The sequence below is a fragment of the Phenylobacterium terrae genome (assembly GCF_042681205.1).
In the GTDB taxonomy this organism is placed as follows: Bacteria; Pseudomonadota; Alphaproteobacteria; order Caulobacterales; family Caulobacteraceae; genus Phenylobacterium; species Phenylobacterium terrae.
Map to the genome: position 1 here is coordinate 1 of NZ_JBHUEY010000001.1, position 20,590 is coordinate 20,590.

Sequence of the window (20,590 nt, forward strand, 5' to 3'; positions counted from 1 at the left end):
TTGTCCTTCATCGAATTGATCGCCAGCGATCCGTCGGCCATGGCGCGTCTCCCACTCATCTCGTTGGGGCCAGAGTCCCCTCCCCGCGCGCCAGCGTCAAGTTATGGCTATGGTGGCGCTGCCATGGACGCGCCCTCCGATCCGTTCGCCCAGCTCGCCCACCGCCTCGGCGGCGCGCTGGTCCGGGCCTGGCCGCTGACCGGCGGCGTGTCGGCGGCGACCAGCGCCCTGGAGATCGAGCTGCCCGGCGGCGAGCGCCGCAGGTTCGTCGTCCGCCGGCCCGGCGGCCACTACCTGCGCGACCTGCGCGAGGCGGACGTCGCGCTCCTCGAGCGGCTCGGCGAGGCCGGTCTGCCTGCGCCGCGGCCCCGCCTGCTGGACGCCGAAGGTGAGATCTTCGGCCAGCCGGCCCTGGTGCTCGACTATCTGGAGGGCGAGCTGGACTTTGGGGAGGCGGATCTGCCGGGCAAGCTGGACGCCCTCGCCCGCCAGCTCGCCGCGATCCACGCCGCCGACCTCTCTCGCTTCCTGCCGCTGCTGCCGAACCTGGACCAGCGGGCTTTCGCCTTCTTCGCCCGCACGCCCGAAGACCCTGACGAAAGCCTCGGCGAGAGCGAGGTCCGCGCGGCGCTGCAAAACCGGCCGCGCCCGCCGCGCTCCAACGCCGACGTCCTGCTGCACGGCGACTTCTGGCCCGGCAACGTGCTCTGGCGCGACGGCCGCATCAGCGGGGTGATCGACTGGGAGGACGCCGCCGTCGGCGATCCCCTCTACGACCTCGCGATCAGCCGCCTGGACCTGCTGTGGGCGTACGGGCCCGAGGCCGTCGATCCGTTCACCGCCGCCTACGCCCGCGCCGCGCCGCAGGTCGACCTGACCCTCCTGCCGTGGTTCGACCTGGGCGCCTGTCTGCGCCCCTGCGGCCAGATCTCGGTCTGGGCCACGTCAGCGGACGATCCCGCCGAGGCCGCCGCCAGGATGCGCGATCGGCACGCCGGTTTCCGCCGCCAGGCGCTGGCCGCCTACGCGCTCCTCACCCGCTGAACCGCGGCCCGCCAGCGTTCATAGCCCGCGCCTCGCTCGCGCGTCCCCCACGCGGGCCTGGCGTGGTCGGTCGTCGGCCGCGCCTTGGCCGCCTCCTCCATCGAGCCGTAGATCCCGGCGCCGAGGCCCGCGAACAGCGCCGCGCCGAGCGCCGTCGTCTCCAGGTAGCTGGCCCGGCAGACGGAGACGCCGGTCAGGTCGGCCAGCCGCTGGGCGAACCAGGCGCTGCGGCTCATGCCGCCGTCGATGCGCAGCTCCACGTCCGGGCCGAAGGCCGCCGGCGCGTCCGAGCGCATCGCCTCGATCAGGTCCAGGGTCTGCCAGGCGCAGGCGTCGAACGCCGCCTGGGAGATCTCGGCCAGGCCCGCGTCGCGGGTCAGCCCGGTGATCGCGCCCCGCGCCCCGGCGTCCCACCAGGGCGCGCCCAGGCCGGTGAAGGCGGGGACCATCATCACCCCGTGCCCCTCGCGGGCGGCCTGCGCCAGCTGCTCGGCGTTGGCCGGGCTGTCGACGCCCAGGCCCTCGCACAGCCACTGGATCGCCGCCCCCGCCACGAAGATGGAGCCCTCCAGCGCATAGGTCGTCCGCCCGCCCACCCGGGCCGCCACCGTCGTCAGCAGCCGCGCGCCCGAGACCGGCGCCGCCTCGCCGGTGTTGACCAGCAGGAAACAGCCGGTGCCGTAGGTGGCCTTCATCTCGCCCGGCCGCACGCACCCCTGGCCCATCAGCGCCGCCTGCTGGTCGCCCGCCGCCCCGCGGATCGGGATCGCCCGGCCGAACAACTCCGGCGCGGTCTCGCCGAAGCCCTCGCCGGCGCAGTCGACGACCTGCGGCAGCACGGCCCGGGGCACGCCGAACACCCGCAGCATCTCCTCCGACCAGTCGCCGGCCCTGAGGTCGAACAGCAGGGTGCGCGAGGCGTTGGTGGCGTCGGTCACGTGGCGCGCCCCGCCGGTCAGCTTCCAGACCAGCCAGGTGTCGATGGTGCCGGCCAGCAGCTCGCCCCGCTCCGCCCTGGCTCGCGCCCCCTCCACCCTGTCCAGCAGCCAGGCGAGCTTGGTCCCGGAGAAGTAGGGATCCAGCAGCAGGCCGGTGCGCCGGGTGATCTCCGGCTCCAGCCCCTCGCCGCGCAGCCGGGCGCAGACGTCCTCCGTGCGCCGATCCTGCCAGACGATCGCCTTGTGGATCGGCCGCCCGGTGGCCTTGTCCCAGACCACCACCGTCTCGCGCTGGTTGGTGATGCCGATCGCCGCCACGTCCTCGGCCGGGCGACCGCAGCGGGCGATCGCCTCGCGCATCGCCTCGACGCTTTCGGCGAAGATCTCGTCGGCGTCGTGCTCCACCCAGCCGTCGGCCGGATAGTGCTGCTTCAGCGGCCGGGACGCCTCGGCCAGGGCCGCCCCGTGGCGGTCGAACACCACCGCCCGCGTGCTCGTCGTGCCCTGGTCCAGCGCCAGGATCAGCGGCTCGGCCATGCGATCGTCGTCTCCCCTCGTCTTGCGGCGTCTTAACCGGGCCGCGCAAGGGCCCGTTTAAACTGCTTCTTCACCTTGTGGCCTGCACATAAGCCCTCCACGCCTAGAATAGGGCAAGGGGGACATCGTGAGCGTCGCGGTCAGAGCCGACGACCTTCTTCGGCTCGCCAGGAGCAAGGCGCCCGCCGATCGCGAGCGACTGTTGATGGCCGTCGTCGACCTGTGCGCGACCAGCGACGCGCGCGAGGTCAAGGCCTCCAGGCCGATCCAGGACCTGCTCAGCTCCATCTTCATGACTCTGGTGGTCGAGGCCGAACGCGACATCCGCCGCCGTCTGGCCGAAAAGCTCGCTCCGGTCGATTGGGCGCCGGTCGCCCTCATCAACGTCCTGGCCCTGGACGAAATCGAGATCGCCCGGCCGGTGATCGCCCAGAGCCCGGTGCTTCAGGACGGCGACCTCGTGCGCCTGCTGCTGGAGGCGACGCTCGAACACCAGGTGGAGATCGCCAGGCGGCCCCGGCTGGGCGAGCCGGTCATCGCCGCCATCCTGGCCAGCCAGAAACCCGCGGTGATGACCGCCCTGGCCGCCAACACCGAGATCGAGCTCACTCCGGAGAACCTCTCCCGCCTCGTCTACGCGGCCCGCCGCATCGCCACGCTCCGGGCCCCGCTGGCCCGGCGCAAGGACCTGACCCCGGACCTCGCCCGCGAGCTCTACGTCTGGGTCGGCCAGTCGCTGCGCCAGCAACTGGCCAAGGACTTCCGCCTGAACCTGGACGCCCTCGACGACGCCCTCGCCGAGGCCGTGCGCGAAGCCCACGGCGGCCAGGCGGACGATGAGGGCGTCATCGGCGTCGAGACGATCGACGCCGCGGCCGAGGGCCGGCTGGTCGGCAAGCTGGCCGCCGCCGGCCAGCTCAAGCCCGGCTATCTGATGCGCGCCCTGCGCGAGGGCAAGCTGCCGCGCTTCATCAGCGCCCTGGCCATGCTCGGCGACTTCGACCTCGACCACGTGCACCGGGCGGTCGGCAGCGAGCGCCCCGAGCTGCTGGCCATGGCCTGCGCGGCCGTCGGCATCGACCGCAGCGCCTTCCCCACCGTGCTGGGTCTGGTCTGGAAGCTGAACGGCGGCCGCCCCGGCGGCGGCGGCGACGCCCGCGCCGTGGTCGCCGACCTTCCCGCCTACACCCCCGCCGCCGCCGCCGCCGCCTTCCGCGAGGCGCTGCAGGCGGCGTAGGCGCTCGCTCCTACCTCCCCCGCGAAGCGGCGGGAGGGGGACCGCCCGCCGAGCGCAGCGGAGAGCGGGGGGTGGAGGGGGCGGGCCACATCCGCCGGCGTTCGGCCGCAATGAGCTCGTCGACCCGCTGGAGAATGGCGTCCACGACAGCGGCCAGGTTCCTGTAGATCGCCGAGGCGGGGATGCGCATCACCTCCACGCCCTGCCCCGCCAGCCAGCGGTCGCGCGCCTCATCCTTGGCCTGGGCCTCGTCCTCCCAGTGGGTGGCGCCGTCCACCTCCACCGCCAGCCGCGCCGCAGGGCAGTAGAAGTCGAACACCATCGAGCCGAACGGGTGCTGCCGTCTGAAAGTGGGCTTGTCCGGGCATCGTCCGCGCAATCGGCTCCAAAGCATGACCTCCGGCTCGGTCATCGCCCGCCGCATCGCCCTGGCGCGGTTCGTGATCAGGTCGCGTCGCGTACGTGCTCGCAGGCGGCCTGCCCCCTCCACCGCGCGCTCTCCAGCCTGCGTTCGCCGGCTTCGGCGCACGGTCCCCCTCCCGCCGCTTCGCGGGGGAGGTAGAACATAACATGAACTTCACGCGCAGCATCGTCAAGTCGTCGCCGCCTCCCACGACACCTCTCCTGCAGATCTAGGCGGATGAGAGCGTCGTATCCTACACTGCGCCCGTGCGTCGCTTCCCAACGGACCTCGAGCCATTCTGGCAGTACCTGCCCATCCTCGTTTTGCTAGCCGCGGCGATCGGGACCTCACTCTTCGTGGCCTCTCGTGCAGACCGCCCCATACCGCCGCCCCTGTTTGGCAGGGTTGAACGCCTCGGAGGCGCCCAAACCGAGGAAGGGACGATCCCGCTCGCCTTCGTCCGGTTGCCTGGGGGGCAGCGCATCCGGGTAAGGTTGCCCAACCGCCATCTCTGCGTACCCGGCAGCCGAATTGAGCTTGTCGCCAGCGGATGGCTATTTCAGCCGCGTTATCGCGCCAGCATCTGGCCGTGTCGGCCGCCAACCTGATCTCGCCCCTCCTTCACCTTTGACAATCCTCGGCCGGTCGGGGTTTCTGGCGCCCGATGACGAGCGCGCCCCATCTCCGCCTGGCCTTCGCCGCCAGCGACCGTCCGGAAGCCCAGGAGGCGCGCCGCCGGCTGGCGCACCGCTACGGCTCGGTGCCCGAGCGCGACGCCGATGTGGTCGTGGCCCTGGGCGGCGACGGCTTCATGCTCGAGACCCTCCATCGCAACATGGAGCAGCCCAAGCCGATCTACGGCATGAACCGCGGCTCGGTCGGGTTCCTGATGAACGACTACGAGGAGGACGAGCTGTTCGAGCGGATCGCCGCGGCCGAGCAGGCGATCATCCATCCGCTCGGCATGACCGCCACGGACGTCGCCGGCCGTCAGCACAGCGCCCTGGCGATCAACGAGGTCTCGCTGCTGCGCCAGACCCGCCAGACCGCCAAGCTGCGCATCAGCGTCGACGGCAAGGTGCGGCTCTCCGAGCTGTCCTGCGACGGGGCGCTCGTGGCCACGCCCGCCGGCTCGACGGCCTACAACCTCTCCGCCCACGGCCCGATCATCCCCCTGGACGCGCGGGTCATGGCCCTGACCCCGATCAGCGCCTTCCGCCCCCGTCGCTGGCGCGGCGCCCTGCTGCCGCACGCGGCCTGCGTGAGATTCGACATCCTGGAAGCCGACAAACGGCCGGTCAGCGCGGTCGCCGACAACTACGAGGTCCGCGACGTCTGCTGGGTGGAGATCGCTGAGAACCGCGACATTTCTCTGACGATGCTGTTCGACGCCGGGCGAAGCCTCGAAGAGCGCGTGCTCGCCGAGCAATTCGCTGTCTGAAACCCTTCGATCATTTTTAACTGATCGCGCCTAGCCTGCCAGGCGAACGGCGTTTGGAGGCCCTTTGTGAGCCAGCAGAACACCGGCCAGGCGACCCCGGCCGCGAACACCCTGAAGCTGAAGGTCGGCGGCCGCTTCGGCGCCATCGACCCGAACGCCATCGCCAAGGCCGAGGCCGCCCTGAAGAGCCTGTCCGGCAACTTCGCCCAGTGGCTGCAGGACGAGGTGGTCAAGCTCGAGACCGCCCGCGCCCGCGTCCGCGCCGACGGCGTCAACGCCGAGACCATGGAGCAGCTCTACCTGCGGGCCCACGACCTCAAGGGCCTGGGCTCCACCTACGAGTTCCCGCTGATCACCCGCATCGCCGCCTCGCTCTGCCGGCTGATCGACGACAAGGACAAGCGGCTCACCGCGCCGATGACCCTGATCGACGCCCATATCGACGCCATCAAGGCCTCGGTGCGCGACAGCATCAAGACCGACGAGCACCCGGTCGGCCGCGCCCTGATCCTCGAGCTCGAGCGCAAGGTCGCCGAAGCGGGCGCCTAGCCCATCACCTTCGAAAGCGGCTCGGCCACCTCGCCGTAGCCGGCGTCGGTCGGCAGTGTGAGCACGCGTCCGCCGGGCCGCTCCTCCACCTGCGGCCGGACGGTCACCAGCCGCCGCGCCTTCGCCCGCCCGATGGCGTCCTCGGCGCCCTTCGCCTCGGCCAGCAACTGCAGGTTCATCCGCGTCGGGAAGACCACCTTGCGCTCGCCGGCCAGCGCCATCCGCACCGCCTCGGCCGGCGCGATCCACACCGCGTCCACCGTCTCGCGCCCGTCGCACAGGGCCAGCTGGTCGGCCGGCGCGCGGGCCACGTAGAACCAGGTGTCGTAACGCTTGGGCGTCAGCGGCGGGGTGATCCAGCGGGCGAACACCGTCAGCGCGGTCAGGTCCACCTTCTCGCCCAGGTCCCGCACCACCTTCAGGAACGGCAGTTCGCCCCGGTCCACCGCCTGACGAACCGAGAGTTCGCAGGCCGACGGGTCCAGCGGCCGGGTCGCGCCCAGCAGCAGCCCGGCCTCCTCGAACACCTCGCGCACCGCTGCGATCCGCAGCGCCCGCTGTTCCGGCTCCACCTCGTCCCAGCCGAGGCAGGCGTCGGCCCACGCCGGGTCATGGTCGCCCTCGTGGGTCTTTCCGCCCGGGAACACCAGCGCGCCGGAGGCGAACTCGATCTGGTGGTGCCGCTGCACCATCAGCACCTCGAACCCGGGATCGTCGCGGAGCACCAGGATGGTCGCCGCCGGCAGGATCGGCGCGGAAGCTGGATCGGTCATGCGGGCGAGCTTGCGGCCAGGCCCTCACGTCCACAAGCCTGCCGCTGGGTAACCGGTGACCGGTTGCGCCCTCCGGCGCTACCTGTCACGCACCTCCATCTCAGCCCGCGAGCCGCGTGTCGGCGACCAGCGAGTCCCGCCGGGACAGCGCATCCATCCGCTCGAGCAGATAGTCCAGGTCCTCGCGGTTCATGGTGTGCGGACGGCTGAGGAAGCGCTGCAGCATGCGGGCCCGGAACCGCTCGCGGTCCAGCGGCCCGCCCTCGGCCTCCAGCGCGTGGAAGGTGTCGACCGCGGCGCGGAAGGCGCCGTAGAGCCTGGCCGGCAGCCCGGCGCGATCGTAGATGGCGCGCAGCCCGAGGGCCCCGGCGTCATGGATCATCAGCCAGGTCCGGTGATGCGGCACGCAGGCGAGCTCGGCCACGCCCCACTCGAACAGGCTCATCTGGCCCTGGGCCGCGGCCCGCAGCAGCAGGGAGGCGGTCAGCCGGCCCTGCTTGGCCAGGTGGGCGACGAAGGCCTTGATGTCCGCCGCGCGGCCGGCTTCGTCCACCAGGTCGACGGTGGCCCGCTCGCGGGTCAGCTCGACCACGTCCGCCGCCGCCTCCGCGGCCAGGCCGTAGCGGTCCGCGAGCTGTCTCTGCAGTTCGCCGGCCACCAGGCCGATCAGCTTCTCGGCGATGCTCAGCGGCAGGGCGTTGCGCAGGGCGACGGCCGCCAGCACCCGCTCCGAGCGCTCGAACCGCTCCAGCACCCGCTCCAGGCCGCCTTCGCTGAACTCCGCGCCGGGGTTGCCGCAGGCCGCATGCACCGCCGGCTCGTCGCCGACATCGGCCAGGACGTCGGTCACCTTGGACGACAGCTTCGGGCGGCGGGCGATGGCCAGTTGCCGGACCGGCCCGCCCAGCCGCACCACCTCGGCCAGGTCGTCGTCCGTGAAGGCCGGCGAGAAGGACAGGATCGGCAGGGCGATGGCCGCCACGTCGCTGGCCAGGTGCATGGCCACGTCGCGGGGCACGACCGGGGATTCCTTCAGGGTGACGGCCAGCGAGCGGCGGACCATCTCGGTCATGTCGCGGGCCATGATCCGCAGGATGTCCTGGGCCATCGCCCGGTCCGCCTCGGAGAGCGCGCCGCCGCCGATGGCGCGGCACAGCTTCTCGGCGGCGGCGGCCCGCTCGTCGGGCGTCGCGCCCTTCACAAGACTGCGGATATCGCCTTCCGTCAGCGCTCCGCGCGTCACCGCCATGGCCGCCTGCCCCCGCGCGCCAGAACAAAACCCCTGAGCGGTCCACGATCCGCCCATTGGCTTAACGAGTGGTTGCCGCGCAAACCGTTGGTTAATCCTGTTTTCTAACCGGCCGCCAACCCTAACCGGCTAGCCTGGAGGGCCAGTTTCGGAGACGGCCCAGGTGTCGGCAGTTCCCCCCAAGCTCGAGGCGGCCCGGCCCGGCGCGTCCCTGCCCCAGCAGGCCCTGGAGGCGCAGACGGCGCTGCTGCCCTACGCGCTGATCGCCTTCGCCGTCGGCCTGCCGATCTTCATCTGGGCCGGCAGCTATTCGCCGATGGCCGTGCTGATGATGCCGGTGCTGCTCTGCTTCGCCATCGCCTGGGGCATCTTCTACGCGGTGGTGAACTGGCTGAAGACGCCGGCCGCCGGCGACCTTGCCGCCCGCGCCCGGGTGCATATCCTCTCGGGCCTGATCTGGGCGGCGGTCTGCGCCAACATCGCCGTCTTCGCCGACGCCGGCGGGCCGGTGCGCGAGCCGCTGCTGCTGGTCAGCCTGGGCGCCTCGGCGCTGTGCATCTTCTTCACCGCCACCTGGCTGCCCTCGATCCTGATCGTCGCGCCGCTCGCCGCGGCCGGCCCGATGATCGCCATGTACGCCGGCCCGCACGGCGCCGAGCTCGGCCCTCAGGCGGCCGGCGCGATGGCCCTGGCGCTGGCCCTGGTGCTGATCCTCAACCGCATCCTGCGCCGCCAGTTCGCCCTGGCCGCCGAGCGCGAGGCGCTGATCGCCGAGCGGGCCCGCAAGATGGACGAGCAGAAGCGGCTGGCCCAGTCCAAGTCCGACCTGATCGCCACCCTCTCCCAGGAGATCCGCAGCGGCCTGACCGGCGTCGCCCACGTGCTGGCCGCCGCGGCCGGAGGCGGCCGGGCCGCGCCCACCCGCGAGCAGCTGTCCGCCGCGCTGGAGTCCGCCAACGAGCTGATCTCCGTCCTCGACACCACCCTGGATTCCGAGACCGCCGAGGCCGGGCGGCTGTCGGTCGAGGCGCGCCCGTTCGACGTCGTCGGCCTCGCCCGTGACGTGCTGGCCCAGATGCGCCCGATGGCCGCCGCCAAGGGCCTGGAGATCGCCCTGCACGTCGATCCCGAGCTGGCCGAGGCCGAGACCGGCGCGGCCATCGCCGACCCGGCCCGGGTCCGCCAGATCCTGGTCGCGCTGCTCGCCAACGCGGTGAAGTTCACCGTCCGCGGCCGGGTCGAGGCCCGCCTCGAGCGCGGCCAGGCCGGGCGCCTGGCCATCGAGATCGCCGACACCGGCCCCGGCCTCTCGCCCGAGGAGCTGGCCGAGGCCTTCCAGCCCTTCCACCGCATCGCCCGCACGAGCGCTGGCGTGCCCGGCGCGGGCCTGGGCCTGTCCCTGTCGCGCCAGCTCGCCCGGCTGATGGGCGGCGAGATCGAGGCCTACAGCGCAGTCGGCGTCGGCAGCCGCTTCCGCCTGGAGATCGCCTACGACCCGGCGGCCCCGCGCGAGCGCGCCCGGCCGCTGGCCGAGGTCGCCGATCCGCTGCGGCCGAAGAGCCGGGCCCTGCGCATCCTGATGGCCGAGGACGATTCCCTGGACGCCGCCATGCTCCGCAGCGTCCTGGAGAAGCTCGGCCACAAGGTCGTCCACGCCGCCGACGCCCGCCGCGCCCTGGACCTGGCCAGCACCTGCGAGCTCGACCTGGCCGTCGTCGGCGGCCGGATGGTCCACCCGGACGGGACGGCCCTGGTCGCCGCACTGAAGGGCCTGGACGGCAAGCGCCTGCGGATCGTCGCGGTGATCGGCGGCGAGGCCGAGGAGGCGCTGGAGTGCAGCCAGGCCGGCGCCGACCTGGTCCTTCGCCGGCCCGTCACGGTCGGCGCGGCGGCCCGCGCCATCGCCCAGGCCGCCCGCCCGCTGGAAGCGCCCCGCCAGGTCGCCTGAGCCTTGCCGCCGGGCCGCGCGGCCCCTCTTAATGGCCGCTCCATCCAGGCGGAGGTTCGGCGGGGATGCTGCTGCAGGGTCTGAAGGTCGTCGAGTTCGCCTCCTACATCGCCGCTCCCGGCGCGGCCGGCCTGCTGTGCGACTGGGGGGCCGAGGTCATCAAGGTCGAACGGCCGGGCGGCGATCCGATGCGGCGGGCCCTCGCCGACGCCAAGAACGAGATCCGCGAGAACCCCACCTTCGAGCTCGACAACCGCGGCAAGCGGGCGATGGCGCTGGACATCACCCGCCCGGAAGGCCGCGAGGCGCTGATCCGGCTGGCCGATCAGGCCGACGTCCTCCTCACCAACGTGCGGCTGGCCTCCCTCAAGCGCTACGGCCTGGACGATAAGGCCCTGCGCGCCCGCAACCCGCGTCTCGTCTACGCGGTGGTGACCGGCTACGGCCTCGAGGGGCCGGACGCGGCCAAGCCCGGTTTCGACATGGCCGCCTTCTGGGCCCGCGGCGGGGTCGCCCACATGACCGCCCCGCGCGGCGTTGATCCCTTCATGCTGCGCAGCGGCTTCGGCGACCACATCTGCTCGCTGGCTACCGCCTCGGCGATCCTGGCGGCGGTCTACGAGCGCGAGCGCACCGGTCAGGGCCGCCTCGTCGAGACCTCCCTGCTCTCCACCGGCATCTACACCATGGGCTCGGACCTGGCGGTGCAGCTTAGGCTCGGGCGGCTGTCGCGGATGCGCACGAGGGACGATCCGCTCGACCCGCTGGGCAACTTCTACCAGAGCAGCGACGGGCGCTGGTTCGTCATCCGCCGGCGCGAGGGCGGCCCGGACTTCGAAGCCGTCGCCACGGCCGCCGGCCGCGCCGACCTCCTGGACGACGCCCGCTTCTCCACCAGCCGCGGCCGCAAGGACCTGGCCCGCGAACTCACCGCCGAGCTCGACCAGGGCTTCAACGCCCTGCCCTTCGAGACCATCGCCCAGCGCCTGGACGACGCCGACATGGTCTGGGCGCCGGTGCAGACCCCCGCCGAGGTCGCCGCCGATCCCCAGGCCCACGCCTCCGGCTGCTTCGTCGAGATCGAGCACGAGGGCGACGAGCCCTACCTCTCCCCCTCCGGCCCCGCCCGCTTCCCAGGCGTGCCCCTCTCGCCGCGCCCGCCCGCCCCGGCCGTCGGCCAGCACACGCGCCAGATCCTCGCCGACCTCGGCTACTCGGGCGCCGACATCGACGCCATGCTCGAAAGCGGCGCGGCGGCCTAACCCCTCCCGTCATCCCGGACGGCCGCACGGCCGATCCGGGACCCAGGTCCTGAGTCGGTGCGCGCCCGCTGGGTCCCGGCTCTCGCTGCGCTCGGCCGGGATGACGGAGATGGGATTAGCGCGGCTTATCGCGCGCGTCGGCCAGGATCTTCAGCATCTCGGTGGTGAACAGCGAGCCGGACAGGCTCGCGGCGGAGCTCTCGCCCGGCCGGTCGGGCGCCTGGGAGCCGCGCAGCACCAGGTCCACCAGCATCTCCTGCTCGCGCAGCCGCTCGGCGCGGCGGGCGCTGGCGTATTGGATGAAGCCCGGGTCCGCCTCGGGCGCCGGCCCGGGGGCGCGCGGCCCCGTCGGCGCCGCGTGCCGCGGGACGCCCGCGCCGGTGCGGGTCAGGTTGGCGTAGACCTCGGCCACCGTCGCCGGCCGGCCGTCGCGGTAGAAGATGGCGCGGTTCGCCTGGGCCGCCTCCGGGAACAGGCTGGCGGCCGAGGCCTCGGGCCGGCTCTGGGCCGCCTCGATCAACCGGGCCGAGCCCTGCGGTCCCAGGAAGTGGGCGGCGTAGAGCTCGCCGGCCGAAGGCATCCGGCCGATCCGGCCTTTGAGGTAGGCGGCGTGGTCGCTGGTCAGCTCCCCGGCCATCAGCGAGGCGGCGTGCGGGTCGAGCCGAAGGTCCATCACCGCCTTGCGGGCCTCCTCGCCGGCCACCCGGTAGCGCCCGTCCGGCCCCTTCTGGATCAGCTCGGCGTAGCGGCCGTAGCCGTACTTGGCCCCGTGACGCTTGAGGGTGGACAGCCAGGTCTGCTCGACGAACTGGAACAGCCCCGCGGCCGACGACGTGCGGGCCTTGGCCTGCGGGTTCATGCCGCTCTCGCGGCCCGCGGTCTTCACCAGGAAGGTGAAATCCACGCCCGTCGCCTCCGACGCGCGCTGGATCGCCGCCTCCACGACTCCGCGGATTCCCTGAACAGCCATGCGGTAGGAGTCGCGCGCCTCTGGTTAACGCTCCGCTAACCATGATCGCCGAGGCGGTCGCGCATTTCTCAGTATTGCCACATTACGTCCCTCATGACACTTTACTTCAGGTTCGCAATAAAGAAGCGCCCATGGTCGCCTACGTCCTTCCCGCCAGCGCCCTCGGGGCCTTGACGCCGCGCCGCCTCCCCAAGGGGACCACCGTCGCCATCGCCGTGTCGGTCGGCGTGCACGCAGCCGCGGGCCTCTATCTCGCCGGCCGGACCTTCCTGGCCCCCGAGCCGCCGGCCATCCCTGACACGCCCCACACCATCGTCGAGATCTTCACCCCGCCGAAGGCCGAGCCGCCGCCCGTCCCGCCCGAGACGAAACCGGCGACGACGCCCCGCAAGAGCCTCGTTACGACGCCCGACCTGCCGGTCCCGCCGATCCAGGCCCCGGTCGCGGAAGACCCGCCCGCGCCGTCGCAGTTCGCGAGCGTCGTTGGCCCCCCGGTCCGGCCCCCGCCCCTCCCCGAACCGCCCGCTCCCAAGGTCGTCACCGCGCCCAGGTGGCTGAAGATGCCCAGCGCCCGCGAAGTCGGCCGCTACTATCCGACCCGCGCCGAGCGCATGGGCACCGCGGGGCTTGCGAAGATGACCTGCCAGGTCGCCGCCGACGGAAGGGTCCGCGACTGCCACGTGGTCTCAGAGACGCCGGCCGGCGAAGGGTTCGGCGAGGCCGCCCTCAAGCTCGCCCGCTTCTTCCAGATGAGCCCGATGATGGAAGACGGCCGACCCGTCGACGGCGCCAGCGTCACCATCCCCGTGCGGTTCCGGGTGGAGTGAGCCTCCCTCCACAGACGCCGGCGGGGCGTCCCCGACGATCATGCGTCTGGCGCCCGCGGCCATGGCGCGGCGGGCCCGCGGCGCTCATGCTCGGCGCACGGCGCGTGGCCGCTGAGGACCGGCATGGACATCCTGATGTCGACGCACATCGCCGGAGGCGTACTGGCCCTCCTGGCGGGCGGCGTCGCGATCGCCGCCCGTAAAGGGGGCGCGCTCCACACCCGTGTCGGCGCCGCCTTCGTCGCCTCGATGCTGGTGCTCGGCGCGACGGCCACGATGCTGGACGTGCTGCAGGGCAAGCCGGCCGAGGCCCTCGGCGGGCTGGTGGCCTGCTACTTCGTCATCACCGCCTGGCTCGCCGCCCGCCGACGGGACGGGACGACCGGCCGGGGCGAGATCGCAGCCTGCCTGGCCATCCTCGCGGTCGGCGCGGCCATGGCCTGGTTCGGCCTCTCCACGGCCGCCTCGCCGACGCCGGTCGGCCGCGGTCCCGTGCTGGCGCTGGCCGCGATCTGCCTGCTGGCCGGCGGGCTCGACCTGAACGCCATCCTGCGGACCCGGCTGGGGCCGGCCCAGCGGATCTCGCGTCACCTCTGGCGGATGTGCTTCGGCTTCTTCATCGCCACCGGCTCCTTCTTCCTCGGCCAGCAGGACGTCATGCCCGAGGCCGTCAGGGGTTCGCCGGCGCTGTACGCCCTGGCGTTCGCCCCGTTCGCGGCGATGGCCTTCTGGCTGGCCCGCGTGCGCCTCGCACGGAGGCCGTCGCGGCGCCTTTCCCCGACGCCCGGCTGACCGTCCCCGCACCGGGCGGGCCCGCGCGGGCTGGCGCGGCGCAGCCGACGGCACTAGTGGTGGGCCATGCTCTCCCAGCGGGCCCGTTATGCGCTCCGTGCGCTGGTTCACCTCGCCTCGCGCGCCGACGCCCGGCCCGCGGCGATCGCCGAGATCGCCGAGGAGGCGGCCGCCCCGCGCAAGTTCCTCGAGGCCATCCTGCTGGAGCTGAAGCGCCGCCACCTGCTGGTCAGCAGCCGCGGCCGGTTCGGCGGCTACGCCCTCGCGCGGCCGGCGTCGGAGATCTCCTTCGCCGACGTGATCCGGGCCCTCGACGGGCCGCTGGCGCTGGCGCCCTGCGCTTCCAAGACCGCCTATCGCCCCTGCGAGACCTGCCCGAGCGTCGAAGACTGCCCCATCCATCCGGCGCTCGTCCGGGCGCGGGAGGCGATGGCGCAGGTGCTGGAGGCCTGGACCCTGGAGGCCGCCGCGCGTTCCGAAAGTCCGGTTCTAGAATCCCTGTAAGGCATAACACCTAATCTCCATCGCATTAGTGGGATTTCGCGTTCAGGTTCGGCCCCTCGCCGGAGCACCCCATGGACGACTTCCTTCTGTTCGCCTTCGTCGGCTTCCTCGCGCAGGCCGTCGACGGCGCTTTGGGCATGGCCTACGGGGTCATCTCCTCGACCGTACTGCTCAGCTTCGGGGTCCCGCCCGCCACCGCCTCGGCCAGCGTCCACGCCGCCGAGGTGTTCACCACCGCCGCCTCGGCCGGCTCCCACGCGGTGAACCGCAACGTGAACTGGAAGCTGTTCGCACCTCTGGCGGCCGGCGGTTGCGTCGGCGGCGCGCTCGGCGCCTTCGTGCTTACGTCGATCGACGGCGACCTGCTGAAGCCCTTCATCACCGGCTACCTGGCCCTGATGGGCCTGGCGATCCTCTACCGCGCCTGGCGCTCCCGGGAGCCGCGCCGGTTCCCGGTCAAGTACAGCGGCCCCTTGGGGCTGGTCGGCGGTTTCCTCGACGCGGTCGGCGGCGGCGGCTGGGGCCCCACCGTCACGACCGCCATGGTCGGCGTCGGGGCCGAGCCGCGGGTCAGCATCGGCACCGCCAACACCGCCGAGTTCTTCGTCACCTCGACCATCTCGGCGGCCTTCCTGGCCGCTCTGCTTTCCGGCCACTGGGAACAGGCCGAGGGGCTGACGAGCCACGCCGCCTCCGTCGCGGGGCTGATCTTCGGCGGGCTGCTGGCCGCCCCGCTGGCCGGCTTCATCGTGCGGATCCTGCCGGTGCGGGTGCTCACCTACGCCGTGGGCATCGTCGTGGTGGGGCTCGCCGGCTATCAGACCGCGCGCCTGGCCGGCCTCCTCTAGCCGAGCCTTGCCCGCATATCGCGGTACGCCGCCGCGATGAGCCCCCGCAGCGCGGGCGCGTCGACCGGCTTGCCCCAGCGCAGCTTCACATGCCGCATGCGCTTGCCGCCGCCTTCCAGCAGGCCAGCGGGATCGTCCAGCGCGGCGCCGAAGAAGAAGCCGACGCTGGCGTGGGCGCTGAAGGCGTCGACATAGGCGAAGGCGGCGTCCTCCACGCAGGCGGTGGGATGGCCGTCGTGCATCAGTTCGCGGACGTCCGGCCCGCAGCCGCGGATCTCGTCGAACCAGGGCTGCGCCAGCCGGCGCAGCTCATGGTCGGGCGCGGCGAACCAGGCGTCCACGGCCGGGTCCCGCGCCACGGCGCTCGGGAACAGGAAGAGCTCGTCCACGCCGACAGAGTGCCAGCCCAGGCCAGCGGCCCTCAATAGCTCTTCGGCATGCCCAGCACCCGCTCGGCGACGAAGTTGAAGACCATCTCGCGGGTGATGGGCGCCAGGCGGGCGATCATCGCCTCGCGGAAGTAGCGCTCGACGTCGTATTCCTTGGCGTAGCCCATGCCGCCGTGGGTCAGCACCGCGGTCTCGCAGGCGCGGAAGCCCGCCTCCCCGCCCAGGTACTTGGCCGCGTTGGCCTCGGCCCCGCACTCCTGGCCGGCGTCGTAGAGGCTGGCAGCCTTGAAGGCCAAAAGGTTGGCCGCTTCCAGCTCGATCCAGGCCCTGGCCAGCGGATGGGCCACCCCCTGGTTCTGGCCGATCGGCCGGCCGAACACGACCCGCTCCTTGGCGTAGGCGGCCGCGCGGCCGAGCGCCGCCCGCCCCAGCCCCACCGCCTCGGCCCCGAACAGCACCCGCTCGGGATTGAGCCCTTGCAGGATGTAGGTGAAGCCCTTGCCCTCCTCGCCGACCAGGTCCTCGGCCGGGACCGGCAGGTCGTCGATGAACAGGGTGTTCGACTCGACCGCCTTGCGGCCCATCTTCGGGATCGGCTTGGCCTCGATCCGGCTGCGGTCGAGGTCGGTGTAGAACAGCGACAGCCCCTCGGTGGCCTTGGCGACCTCCTCGCGGGGCGTGGTGCGCGCCAGGATCAGGATCTTGTTCGCCCGCGCCACCCCGGTGGTCCAGATCTTCCGGCCCGAGATCACGTAGCCGTCGTTTGTCCGCCGCGCCCGGGTCTTGAGGCTGAGGGTGTCCAGCCCCGCGTCCGGCTCGGTGACGGCGAAGCACATCCGGTCCTCGCCGGAGATCAGGCGCGGGATATGCCGCTCGCGCTGCTCGGGCGCGCCGAACTTGGCGATCGGCATCGGCCCGAAGATGTTGAGGTGCAGGGCGCTGGCCCCGGAGAAGCCGGCCCCCGACTGGGTCACCTGCTGCATCATCACCGCCGCTTCGGTGAGCCCCAGGCCCGACCCGCCCAGCGCCTCGGGCATGGCGATGCCCAGCCAGCCGCCCTGGGTCATCGCCGCGACGAACTCCTCGGGGAAGTCTCCCGTCTCGTCGACCCTGCGCCAGTAGTCGGCGGGAAACTGCGCGCAGATCCGCGCCACCGCCTCGGCGATCTCCGCCTGCCGCTCGCTCAGCGTGAAGTCCATCAGAAGGCCCCTCCCCCGGGCTCCAGCCTCTCCGGCGCCATCCGCGCCGCGTACGGCCCGGGGTCGGCCCCGAACACCAGCGCGGTCACGATCTGGGCCACCAGCGGAGCCAGCAGCCAGCCGTTGCGCCGCGCGCCGGCGGCCATCATCACCCCGGCCGTGCGGCTGAAGCCCACCAGCGGCAGACCGTCGGCGCTGGCCGCCCGCACGCCGACGCCGGCCGCAAGTTCGGCGCCGGCCAGCGCCGGGAACAGCGCCCGCCCGGCCTGCGCCAGCCGCTCCACCTGGGCCGGGTCCACCGCCCGGTCGTGGGCGCCGCGCTCCATGCTGGCGCCGATCACCAGCCCGCCGGCACCGGGCGTCAGATAGATCCCCTCGCCGCGCACCACGGCGCCCTGGTAGCGGACCCCCGGCGCGCGCAGGATGTGCCCCTTGATCGGCTCCAGACGCGCCAGCTCCGGCGCAAGCCCCCCCGGGACCCGGTCGGCGCCGGTGGCCAGCAGCCGCCAGTCGCAGGCTTCCTGCGGATGCAGCGGCGCCCGGCGGATCTCCACGCCGGCCTCCGCCGCCGCTTCGGCGAGCGCGGTCAGGGCCTGGTCCGGGTCGATCCGCCAGTCTTCGCCGGTGAAGAGGCCGCCGGCCTCCGTCGGCGCCACCCCCGGCGCCCGCGCCGCCGCCGCTTCGGGCGTCAGCCGCTCGCCGCGCGCTCCCAGCGCCGCCAGCGCCGTCACCAGCCGCTCGAGCCGCTCGCCGCTCCCCACCGCCATCGCGCCGGTGCGGTCGAGCGCCACGCCCGTGCTCTCGGCGAGCTCGGGCCACAGGTCGCGCGCCGCCAGCAGCAGGTCGAAGTGCGGCGCCGCCAGCGGGTCCAGCGCGGCCTCGAAAACCGGCGCCAGCATGCCGGCCGCGACGCCGGAGGCGCTGTCGCCGAGTTGGGCCGGATCGGTCAGCACCACCCGGGCCCCCGCCCTCGCGAGCGCCAGCGCGCTGGTCAGGCCCAGCACCCCCGCCCCCGCCACGATCACCTTGAGCGCCGCCGCCATACCCCCTTAGCGCACCGTCATCCGGCGGAAATCAAGCCGGAACCACGGTGCAGGCGCGGGGATTGAAGAGCAGCGACCATCGAAGGTCGGAAAGAGGATATCTACTCATGGCGACCGCCACTCAGTCGGCCGGCAAGAAGACCGCCAAGTCGAAGTCTTCCGCGGCCAAGAAGACCACCACCCGCAAGACCGCACAGAAGGACGCGGTCGCGCTGCTGAAGGCCGACCACCGCGAGGTCGAGGGCTGGTTCTCGCAGTTCGAGAAGGCCTCCAGCGAGGCCAAGAAGGCCGAGCTCGTGCAGAAGATCCTGCTCGCGCTGAAGGTCCACACCCAGCTCGAGGAAGAGCTCGTCTACCCGGCCTCGCGCGAGGTCGTGAAGGACGAGGAGCTCGTCGACGAAGCCATCGTCGAGCACGACGCGGCCAAGAAGCTGATGGCCGAGATCGAGGAGATGGAGCCGTCGGACGAGATGTACGACGCCAAGGTCAAGGTGCTGTCGGAGCAGATCGAGCACCACGTCGAGGAAGAGGAGAAGGAGTACTTCCCTCAGCTCCAGAAGAGCGACATGGACCTGAAGGCGATCGGCGAGCAGATCATGATGCGCAAGAAGGAGCTCATGGCCGAGCTGTCGCCCATGCAGCCCAAGACGGTCCAATAGCAAGGTGTCCGAGGCCCTGGAGCCGGCCCTGCCGGGCTGGCTCGACGAGCTGACCAATCAGGTCCTGGAGGAGGCCTGCCGGCGGGAGCTGAAGCTGGCCACCGCCGAGAGCTGCACCGGCGGCCTCCTCGCCTCGCTGCTGACCGACGTCCCCGGCTGCAGCCACGCCTTCGAGCGGGGCTTCGTCACCTACACCGAGGAGGCCAAGCACGAGCTGTTGGGCGTGCCGAGGGCGGTGCTGGAGACGGACGGCGCGGTCTCGGAGGCCTGCGCCCGGGCCATGGCCGAGGGCGCGCTGGCCGCCTCCCGCGCCGACATCGCCGTCGCCGTCACCGGCTTCGCCGACGACAGCACCGATCCGAAGAAGCCCGGCGGCCTGGTCCACTTCGCCGCCGCCCGCCGGGGCGGGCCCACCCTCCACCGCAAGGAGGAGTTCGGCCCCCGCGGCCGGGCCGCCATCCGGCTGGAATGCCTGCGCGTCTGCCTCGAACTGGTGCGCGACCAGGTCGCCCGCCCGCTCGGGGCCGCGGCGGAGTAGGCGGGTGGCGACAGGTAGGGCGCGCGCCCAACCTGTCACCGTCAGGCCTCGGTGACTGGTTGGTCCGGCACGGACCTACCTGTCACCCGCCCCGACCGCCAGGAACCCGGCGCCGCCCGAAGCGTTGGAACGAACCACGAACGCGGAGACCTGCCATGGCGGACGCCGCCAACCCCAAGCTGGACCCCGATCCCGGCTCGAACACCCGCAAGGACCCCGACGACTGGGTCAGCGGCGACGAGCCGATGACCGGCGCCCAGGCCTCCTACCTCACCACCCTGGCCGAAGAGGCCGGCGAGGATCCCCCGCCCCAGGACCTCACCAAGGCCGAAGCCTCCAAGCGCATCGACGCCCTGAAGGAGAAGCTGGGGCGGTGAATCTTCAGATCCTCCGCCGCTTCATCACCGCCAGCACGACGTCGTAGGGAAACGCCAGCGCCTCTCGCGCCCGCATCCAGGCCCAGGCCGCCGGGCCCATCTGGCGCAGGCCGGCCCTGGCCGGCCACATCCGCCCCTGCATCCCGAACACCCGCATCAGGGCCAGCGCCCGGGGCGCGTGATAGCTGTCGGTGCAGACCAGGCAGCGGGTCAGCCGCTCGGCGCGCATGTAGCGGGCGGCAGCGACGGCGGTCTGCAGGGTGTCCAGGCTCGCCTCGTCCAGCACCAGACGGGCCGGCGCGACGCCCAGGCGGACAAGGTCGCGGGCCATGACCGAGGCCTCGGACGGCCCGTGCCGCCCGACCCCGCCGGAGCAGAAGACCATCGCCTTGGGATGGATCTCCGCCGCCTTGGCCGCTGCGGCGATCCTTCGGGCCAGCGCCGCGCTCGGCCGCCCGTCCGGCCGCACGGCGGCGCCGAGCAGCAGGATCAGTTCCACCGGCGCGCGGTCAGGCCTGGGGCTGCTCGTCGCCCGCATCCTTGGCCGGCGCCGGCCCGCCGCCGTTCATCGGCGGGTGGTGGGCCTCGATCAGGTCGTCCTGCTCCTGCTGGCGGATGGTCGAGCGCACGTTCAGCCGCATCAGGATGTCGGTCGCCCCGTGCGTCTTGCGCGCCTCGTCGAACTTGGCCTTCCAGGCGCCGGCCGAGAGGTTGTCGGTCTGGCCGGCGAAGACGATCTGGGCCTGGCGGTCCTCAAGCTTGGCGATCACGTAGTTCGCGCCCGCGGGCGGCAAGGCCCGATCCTCCTCCAGGACGGTGTAGCGGTAGACCGTGCCGGACTTGCCGGCGAAGTCGATCTGGCGGGGCAAACTCACTCTCCCAGGCTTTATCGGGCCGAAACAAGGCGGCGGAATTTGGCGAAACGGAGGCCGGGGCCGCATCGTCCCCAGACAGTTGCGGCGCGGCCCGCTCCCTATGCGCTGCTTGCGTTGTGCGCTGCAACAGGGCCGGTGGCCGCGGAAGGTCGGACCCACCTGCCGGCTTCGGCCGGGGCGCACTAGCG

At 72.6% G+C, this 20,590-nt stretch carries 23 protein-coding genes; 13 read left to right on the plus strand and 10 right to left on the minus strand.

The window, feature by feature from the left end:
• Positions 1 to 123: 123 nt before the first annotated feature.
• Complete coding sequence (locus tag ACFSC0_RS00005; protein WP_377281405.1) at positions 124 to 1,044, plus strand: phosphotransferase; 921 nt, start codon at positions 124 to 126, stop codon at positions 1,042 to 1,044.
• Here the strand turns inward: ACFSC0_RS00005 and glpK are convergent.
• Entirely contained in the window at positions 1,023 to 2,519 is a 1,497-nt protein-coding gene (gene glpK / locus ACFSC0_RS00010) for a glycerol kinase GlpK (RefSeq protein ID WP_377281404.1), read from the minus strand. The two genes, ACFSC0_RS00005 and glpK, sit on opposite strands and share 22 nt — an antisense overlap.
• A gap of 127 nt (positions 2,520 to 2,646) precedes the next feature.
• Between glpK and ACFSC0_RS00015 the strand changes: the two genes are divergently transcribed.
• Positions 2,647 to 3,756: a DUF2336 domain-containing protein gene (locus ACFSC0_RS00015; RefSeq protein WP_377355015.1), complete on the plus strand. Its 1,110-nt coding sequence runs from the start codon at positions 2,647 to 2,649 to the stop codon at positions 3,754 to 3,756.
• Between the two features lie 10 nt (positions 3,757 to 3,766).
• Here ACFSC0_RS00015 and ACFSC0_RS00020 read toward each other — a convergent pair whose 3' ends face one another.
• Positions 3,767 to 4,285 carry an endonuclease domain-containing protein gene (locus ACFSC0_RS00020; RefSeq protein ID WP_377355017.1) on the minus strand — a complete coding sequence of 173 codons (519 nt, stop codon included), beginning with the start codon at positions 4,283 to 4,285 and terminating at the stop codon, positions 3,767 to 3,769.
• A gap of 538 nt (positions 4,286 to 4,823) precedes the next feature.
• Here ACFSC0_RS00020 and ACFSC0_RS00025 point away from each other — a divergent pair.
• Both ACFSC0_RS00025 and ACFSC0_RS00030 read left to right on the plus strand, forming a co-directional pair.
• The gene (locus ACFSC0_RS00025; RefSeq protein ID WP_377281401.1) at positions 4,824 to 5,600 is read left to right on the plus strand and encodes an NAD kinase; all 777 of its coding nucleotides are present in this window, start codon (positions 4,824 to 4,826) and stop codon (positions 5,598 to 5,600) included.
• A 66-nt stretch (positions 5,601 to 5,666) separates the two neighbouring features.
• Positions 5,667 to 6,149, plus strand: coding sequence for an Hpt domain-containing protein (locus tag ACFSC0_RS00030; RefSeq protein WP_377281400.1), 483 nt, complete (start codon positions 5,667 to 5,669; stop codon positions 6,147 to 6,149).
• On the opposite strand, the gene ACFSC0_RS00035 is transcribed toward ACFSC0_RS00030, so the two are convergent.
• The gene (locus ACFSC0_RS00035) at positions 6,146 to 6,922 is read right to left on the minus strand and encodes an NUDIX hydrolase (RefSeq protein ID WP_377281399.1); all 777 of its coding nucleotides are present in this window, start codon (positions 6,920 to 6,922) and stop codon (positions 6,146 to 6,148) included. The two genes, ACFSC0_RS00030 and ACFSC0_RS00035, sit on opposite strands and share 4 nt — an antisense overlap.
• 100 nt (positions 6,923 to 7,022) lie before the next feature.
• Positions 7,023 to 8,171, minus strand: a complete 1,149-nt coding sequence (gene spbR, locus ACFSC0_RS00040) for a SpbR family protein (protein ID WP_377281398.1) — start codon at positions 8,169 to 8,171, stop codon at positions 7,023 to 7,025.
• Positions 8,172 to 8,334: 163 nt separating this feature from the next.
• Between spbR and ACFSC0_RS00045 the strand changes: the two genes are divergently transcribed.
• Positions 8,335 to 10,119 carry a hybrid sensor histidine kinase/response regulator gene (locus ACFSC0_RS00045; protein WP_377281397.1) on the plus strand — a complete coding sequence of 595 codons (1,785 nt, stop codon included), beginning with the start codon at positions 8,335 to 8,337 and terminating at the stop codon, positions 10,117 to 10,119.
• Positions 10,120 to 10,184: 65 nt separating this feature from the next.
• Positions 10,185 to 11,381 carry a CaiB/BaiF CoA transferase family protein gene (locus ACFSC0_RS00050; protein ID WP_377281396.1) on the plus strand — a complete coding sequence of 399 codons (1,197 nt, stop codon included), beginning with the start codon at positions 10,185 to 10,187 and terminating at the stop codon, positions 11,379 to 11,381.
• Positions 11,382 to 11,496: 115 nt separating this feature from the next.
• Here ACFSC0_RS00050 and ACFSC0_RS00055 read toward each other — a convergent pair whose 3' ends face one another.
• On the minus strand, positions 11,497 to 12,351 hold the full coding sequence (locus ACFSC0_RS00055; RefSeq protein ID WP_377281395.1) for a transglycosylase SLT domain-containing protein: 855 nt from the start codon (positions 12,349 to 12,351) through the stop codon (positions 11,497 to 11,499).
• Between the two features lie 131 nt (positions 12,352 to 12,482).
• Between ACFSC0_RS00055 and ACFSC0_RS00060 the strand changes: the two genes are divergently transcribed.
• From ACFSC0_RS00060 to ACFSC0_RS00075, 4 genes are all read left to right on the plus strand, one after another.
• Complete coding sequence (locus ACFSC0_RS00060) at positions 12,483 to 13,178, plus strand: energy transducer TonB (RefSeq protein ID WP_377281394.1); 696 nt, start codon at positions 12,483 to 12,485, stop codon at positions 13,176 to 13,178.
• A 123-nt stretch (positions 13,179 to 13,301) separates the two neighbouring features.
• Positions 13,302 to 13,970, plus strand: coding sequence for a DUF2306 domain-containing protein (locus tag ACFSC0_RS00065; RefSeq protein WP_377281393.1), 669 nt, complete (start codon positions 13,302 to 13,304; stop codon positions 13,968 to 13,970).
• A 66-nt stretch (positions 13,971 to 14,036) separates the two neighbouring features.
• Complete coding sequence (locus tag ACFSC0_RS00070; protein WP_377281392.1) at positions 14,037 to 14,474, plus strand: RrF2 family transcriptional regulator; 438 nt, start codon at positions 14,037 to 14,039, stop codon at positions 14,472 to 14,474.
• A 71-nt stretch (positions 14,475 to 14,545) separates the two neighbouring features.
• The gene (locus tag ACFSC0_RS00075; RefSeq protein ID WP_377281391.1) at positions 14,546 to 15,322 is read left to right on the plus strand and encodes a sulfite exporter TauE/SafE family protein; all 777 of its coding nucleotides are present in this window, start codon (positions 14,546 to 14,548) and stop codon (positions 15,320 to 15,322) included.
• On the opposite strand, the gene ACFSC0_RS00080 is transcribed toward ACFSC0_RS00075, so the two are convergent.
• Genes ACFSC0_RS00080 through ACFSC0_RS00090 form a run of 3 tightly spaced genes read right to left on the minus strand, consistent with a single transcriptional unit; the run spans position 15,319 to position 17,953 of the window.
• Positions 15,319 to 15,711, minus strand: coding sequence for a DUF1801 domain-containing protein (locus ACFSC0_RS00080; protein ID WP_377355018.1), 393 nt, complete (start codon positions 15,709 to 15,711; stop codon positions 15,319 to 15,321). The genes ACFSC0_RS00075 and ACFSC0_RS00080 overlap by 4 nt on opposite strands.
• Positions 15,712 to 15,743: 32 nt before the next feature.
• Positions 15,744 to 16,910, minus strand: coding sequence for an acyl-CoA dehydrogenase family protein (locus ACFSC0_RS00085; RefSeq protein ID WP_377281389.1), 1,167 nt, complete (start codon positions 16,908 to 16,910; stop codon positions 15,744 to 15,746).
• Positions 16,910 to 17,953 carry an NAD(P)/FAD-dependent oxidoreductase gene (locus ACFSC0_RS00090; protein ID WP_377281388.1) on the minus strand — a complete coding sequence of 348 codons (1,044 nt, stop codon included), beginning with the start codon at positions 17,951 to 17,953 and terminating at the stop codon, positions 16,910 to 16,912. Before ACFSC0_RS00090 ends, ACFSC0_RS00085 begins: the two co-directional genes overlap by 1 nt.
• A 107-nt stretch (positions 17,954 to 18,060) precedes the next feature.
• Between ACFSC0_RS00090 and ACFSC0_RS00095 the strand changes: the two genes are divergently transcribed.
• From ACFSC0_RS00095 to ACFSC0_RS00105, 3 genes are all read left to right on the plus strand, one after another.
• Positions 18,061 to 18,612 (plus strand): hemerythrin domain-containing protein, encoded by a 552-nt coding sequence (locus tag ACFSC0_RS00095; protein ID WP_377281387.1) that lies wholly within the window; start codon positions 18,061 to 18,063, stop codon positions 18,610 to 18,612.
• A 4-nt stretch (positions 18,613 to 18,616) separates the two neighbouring features.
• Positions 18,617 to 19,150, plus strand: coding sequence for a CinA family protein (locus ACFSC0_RS00100; protein ID WP_377281386.1), 534 nt, complete (start codon positions 18,617 to 18,619; stop codon positions 19,148 to 19,150).
• Positions 19,151 to 19,305: 155 nt separating this feature from the next.
• Positions 19,306 to 19,527, plus strand: a complete 222-nt coding sequence (locus ACFSC0_RS00105; RefSeq protein ID WP_377281385.1) for a DUF3072 domain-containing protein — start codon at positions 19,306 to 19,308, stop codon at positions 19,525 to 19,527.
• Between the two features lie 4 nt (positions 19,528 to 19,531).
• Here the strand turns inward: ACFSC0_RS00105 and ACFSC0_RS00110 are convergent, their stop codons facing one another.
• The gene (locus ACFSC0_RS00110; protein WP_377281384.1) at positions 19,532 to 20,026 is read right to left on the minus strand and encodes a YdcF family protein; all 495 of its coding nucleotides are present in this window, start codon (positions 20,024 to 20,026) and stop codon (positions 19,532 to 19,534) included.
• 10 nt (positions 20,027 to 20,036) lie between these two features.
• The gene (locus tag ACFSC0_RS00115; protein WP_377355019.1) at positions 20,037 to 20,402 is read right to left on the minus strand and encodes a hypothetical protein; all 366 of its coding nucleotides are present in this window, start codon (positions 20,400 to 20,402) and stop codon (positions 20,037 to 20,039) included.
• Between the last annotated feature and the right edge of the window lie 188 nt (positions 20,403 to 20,590).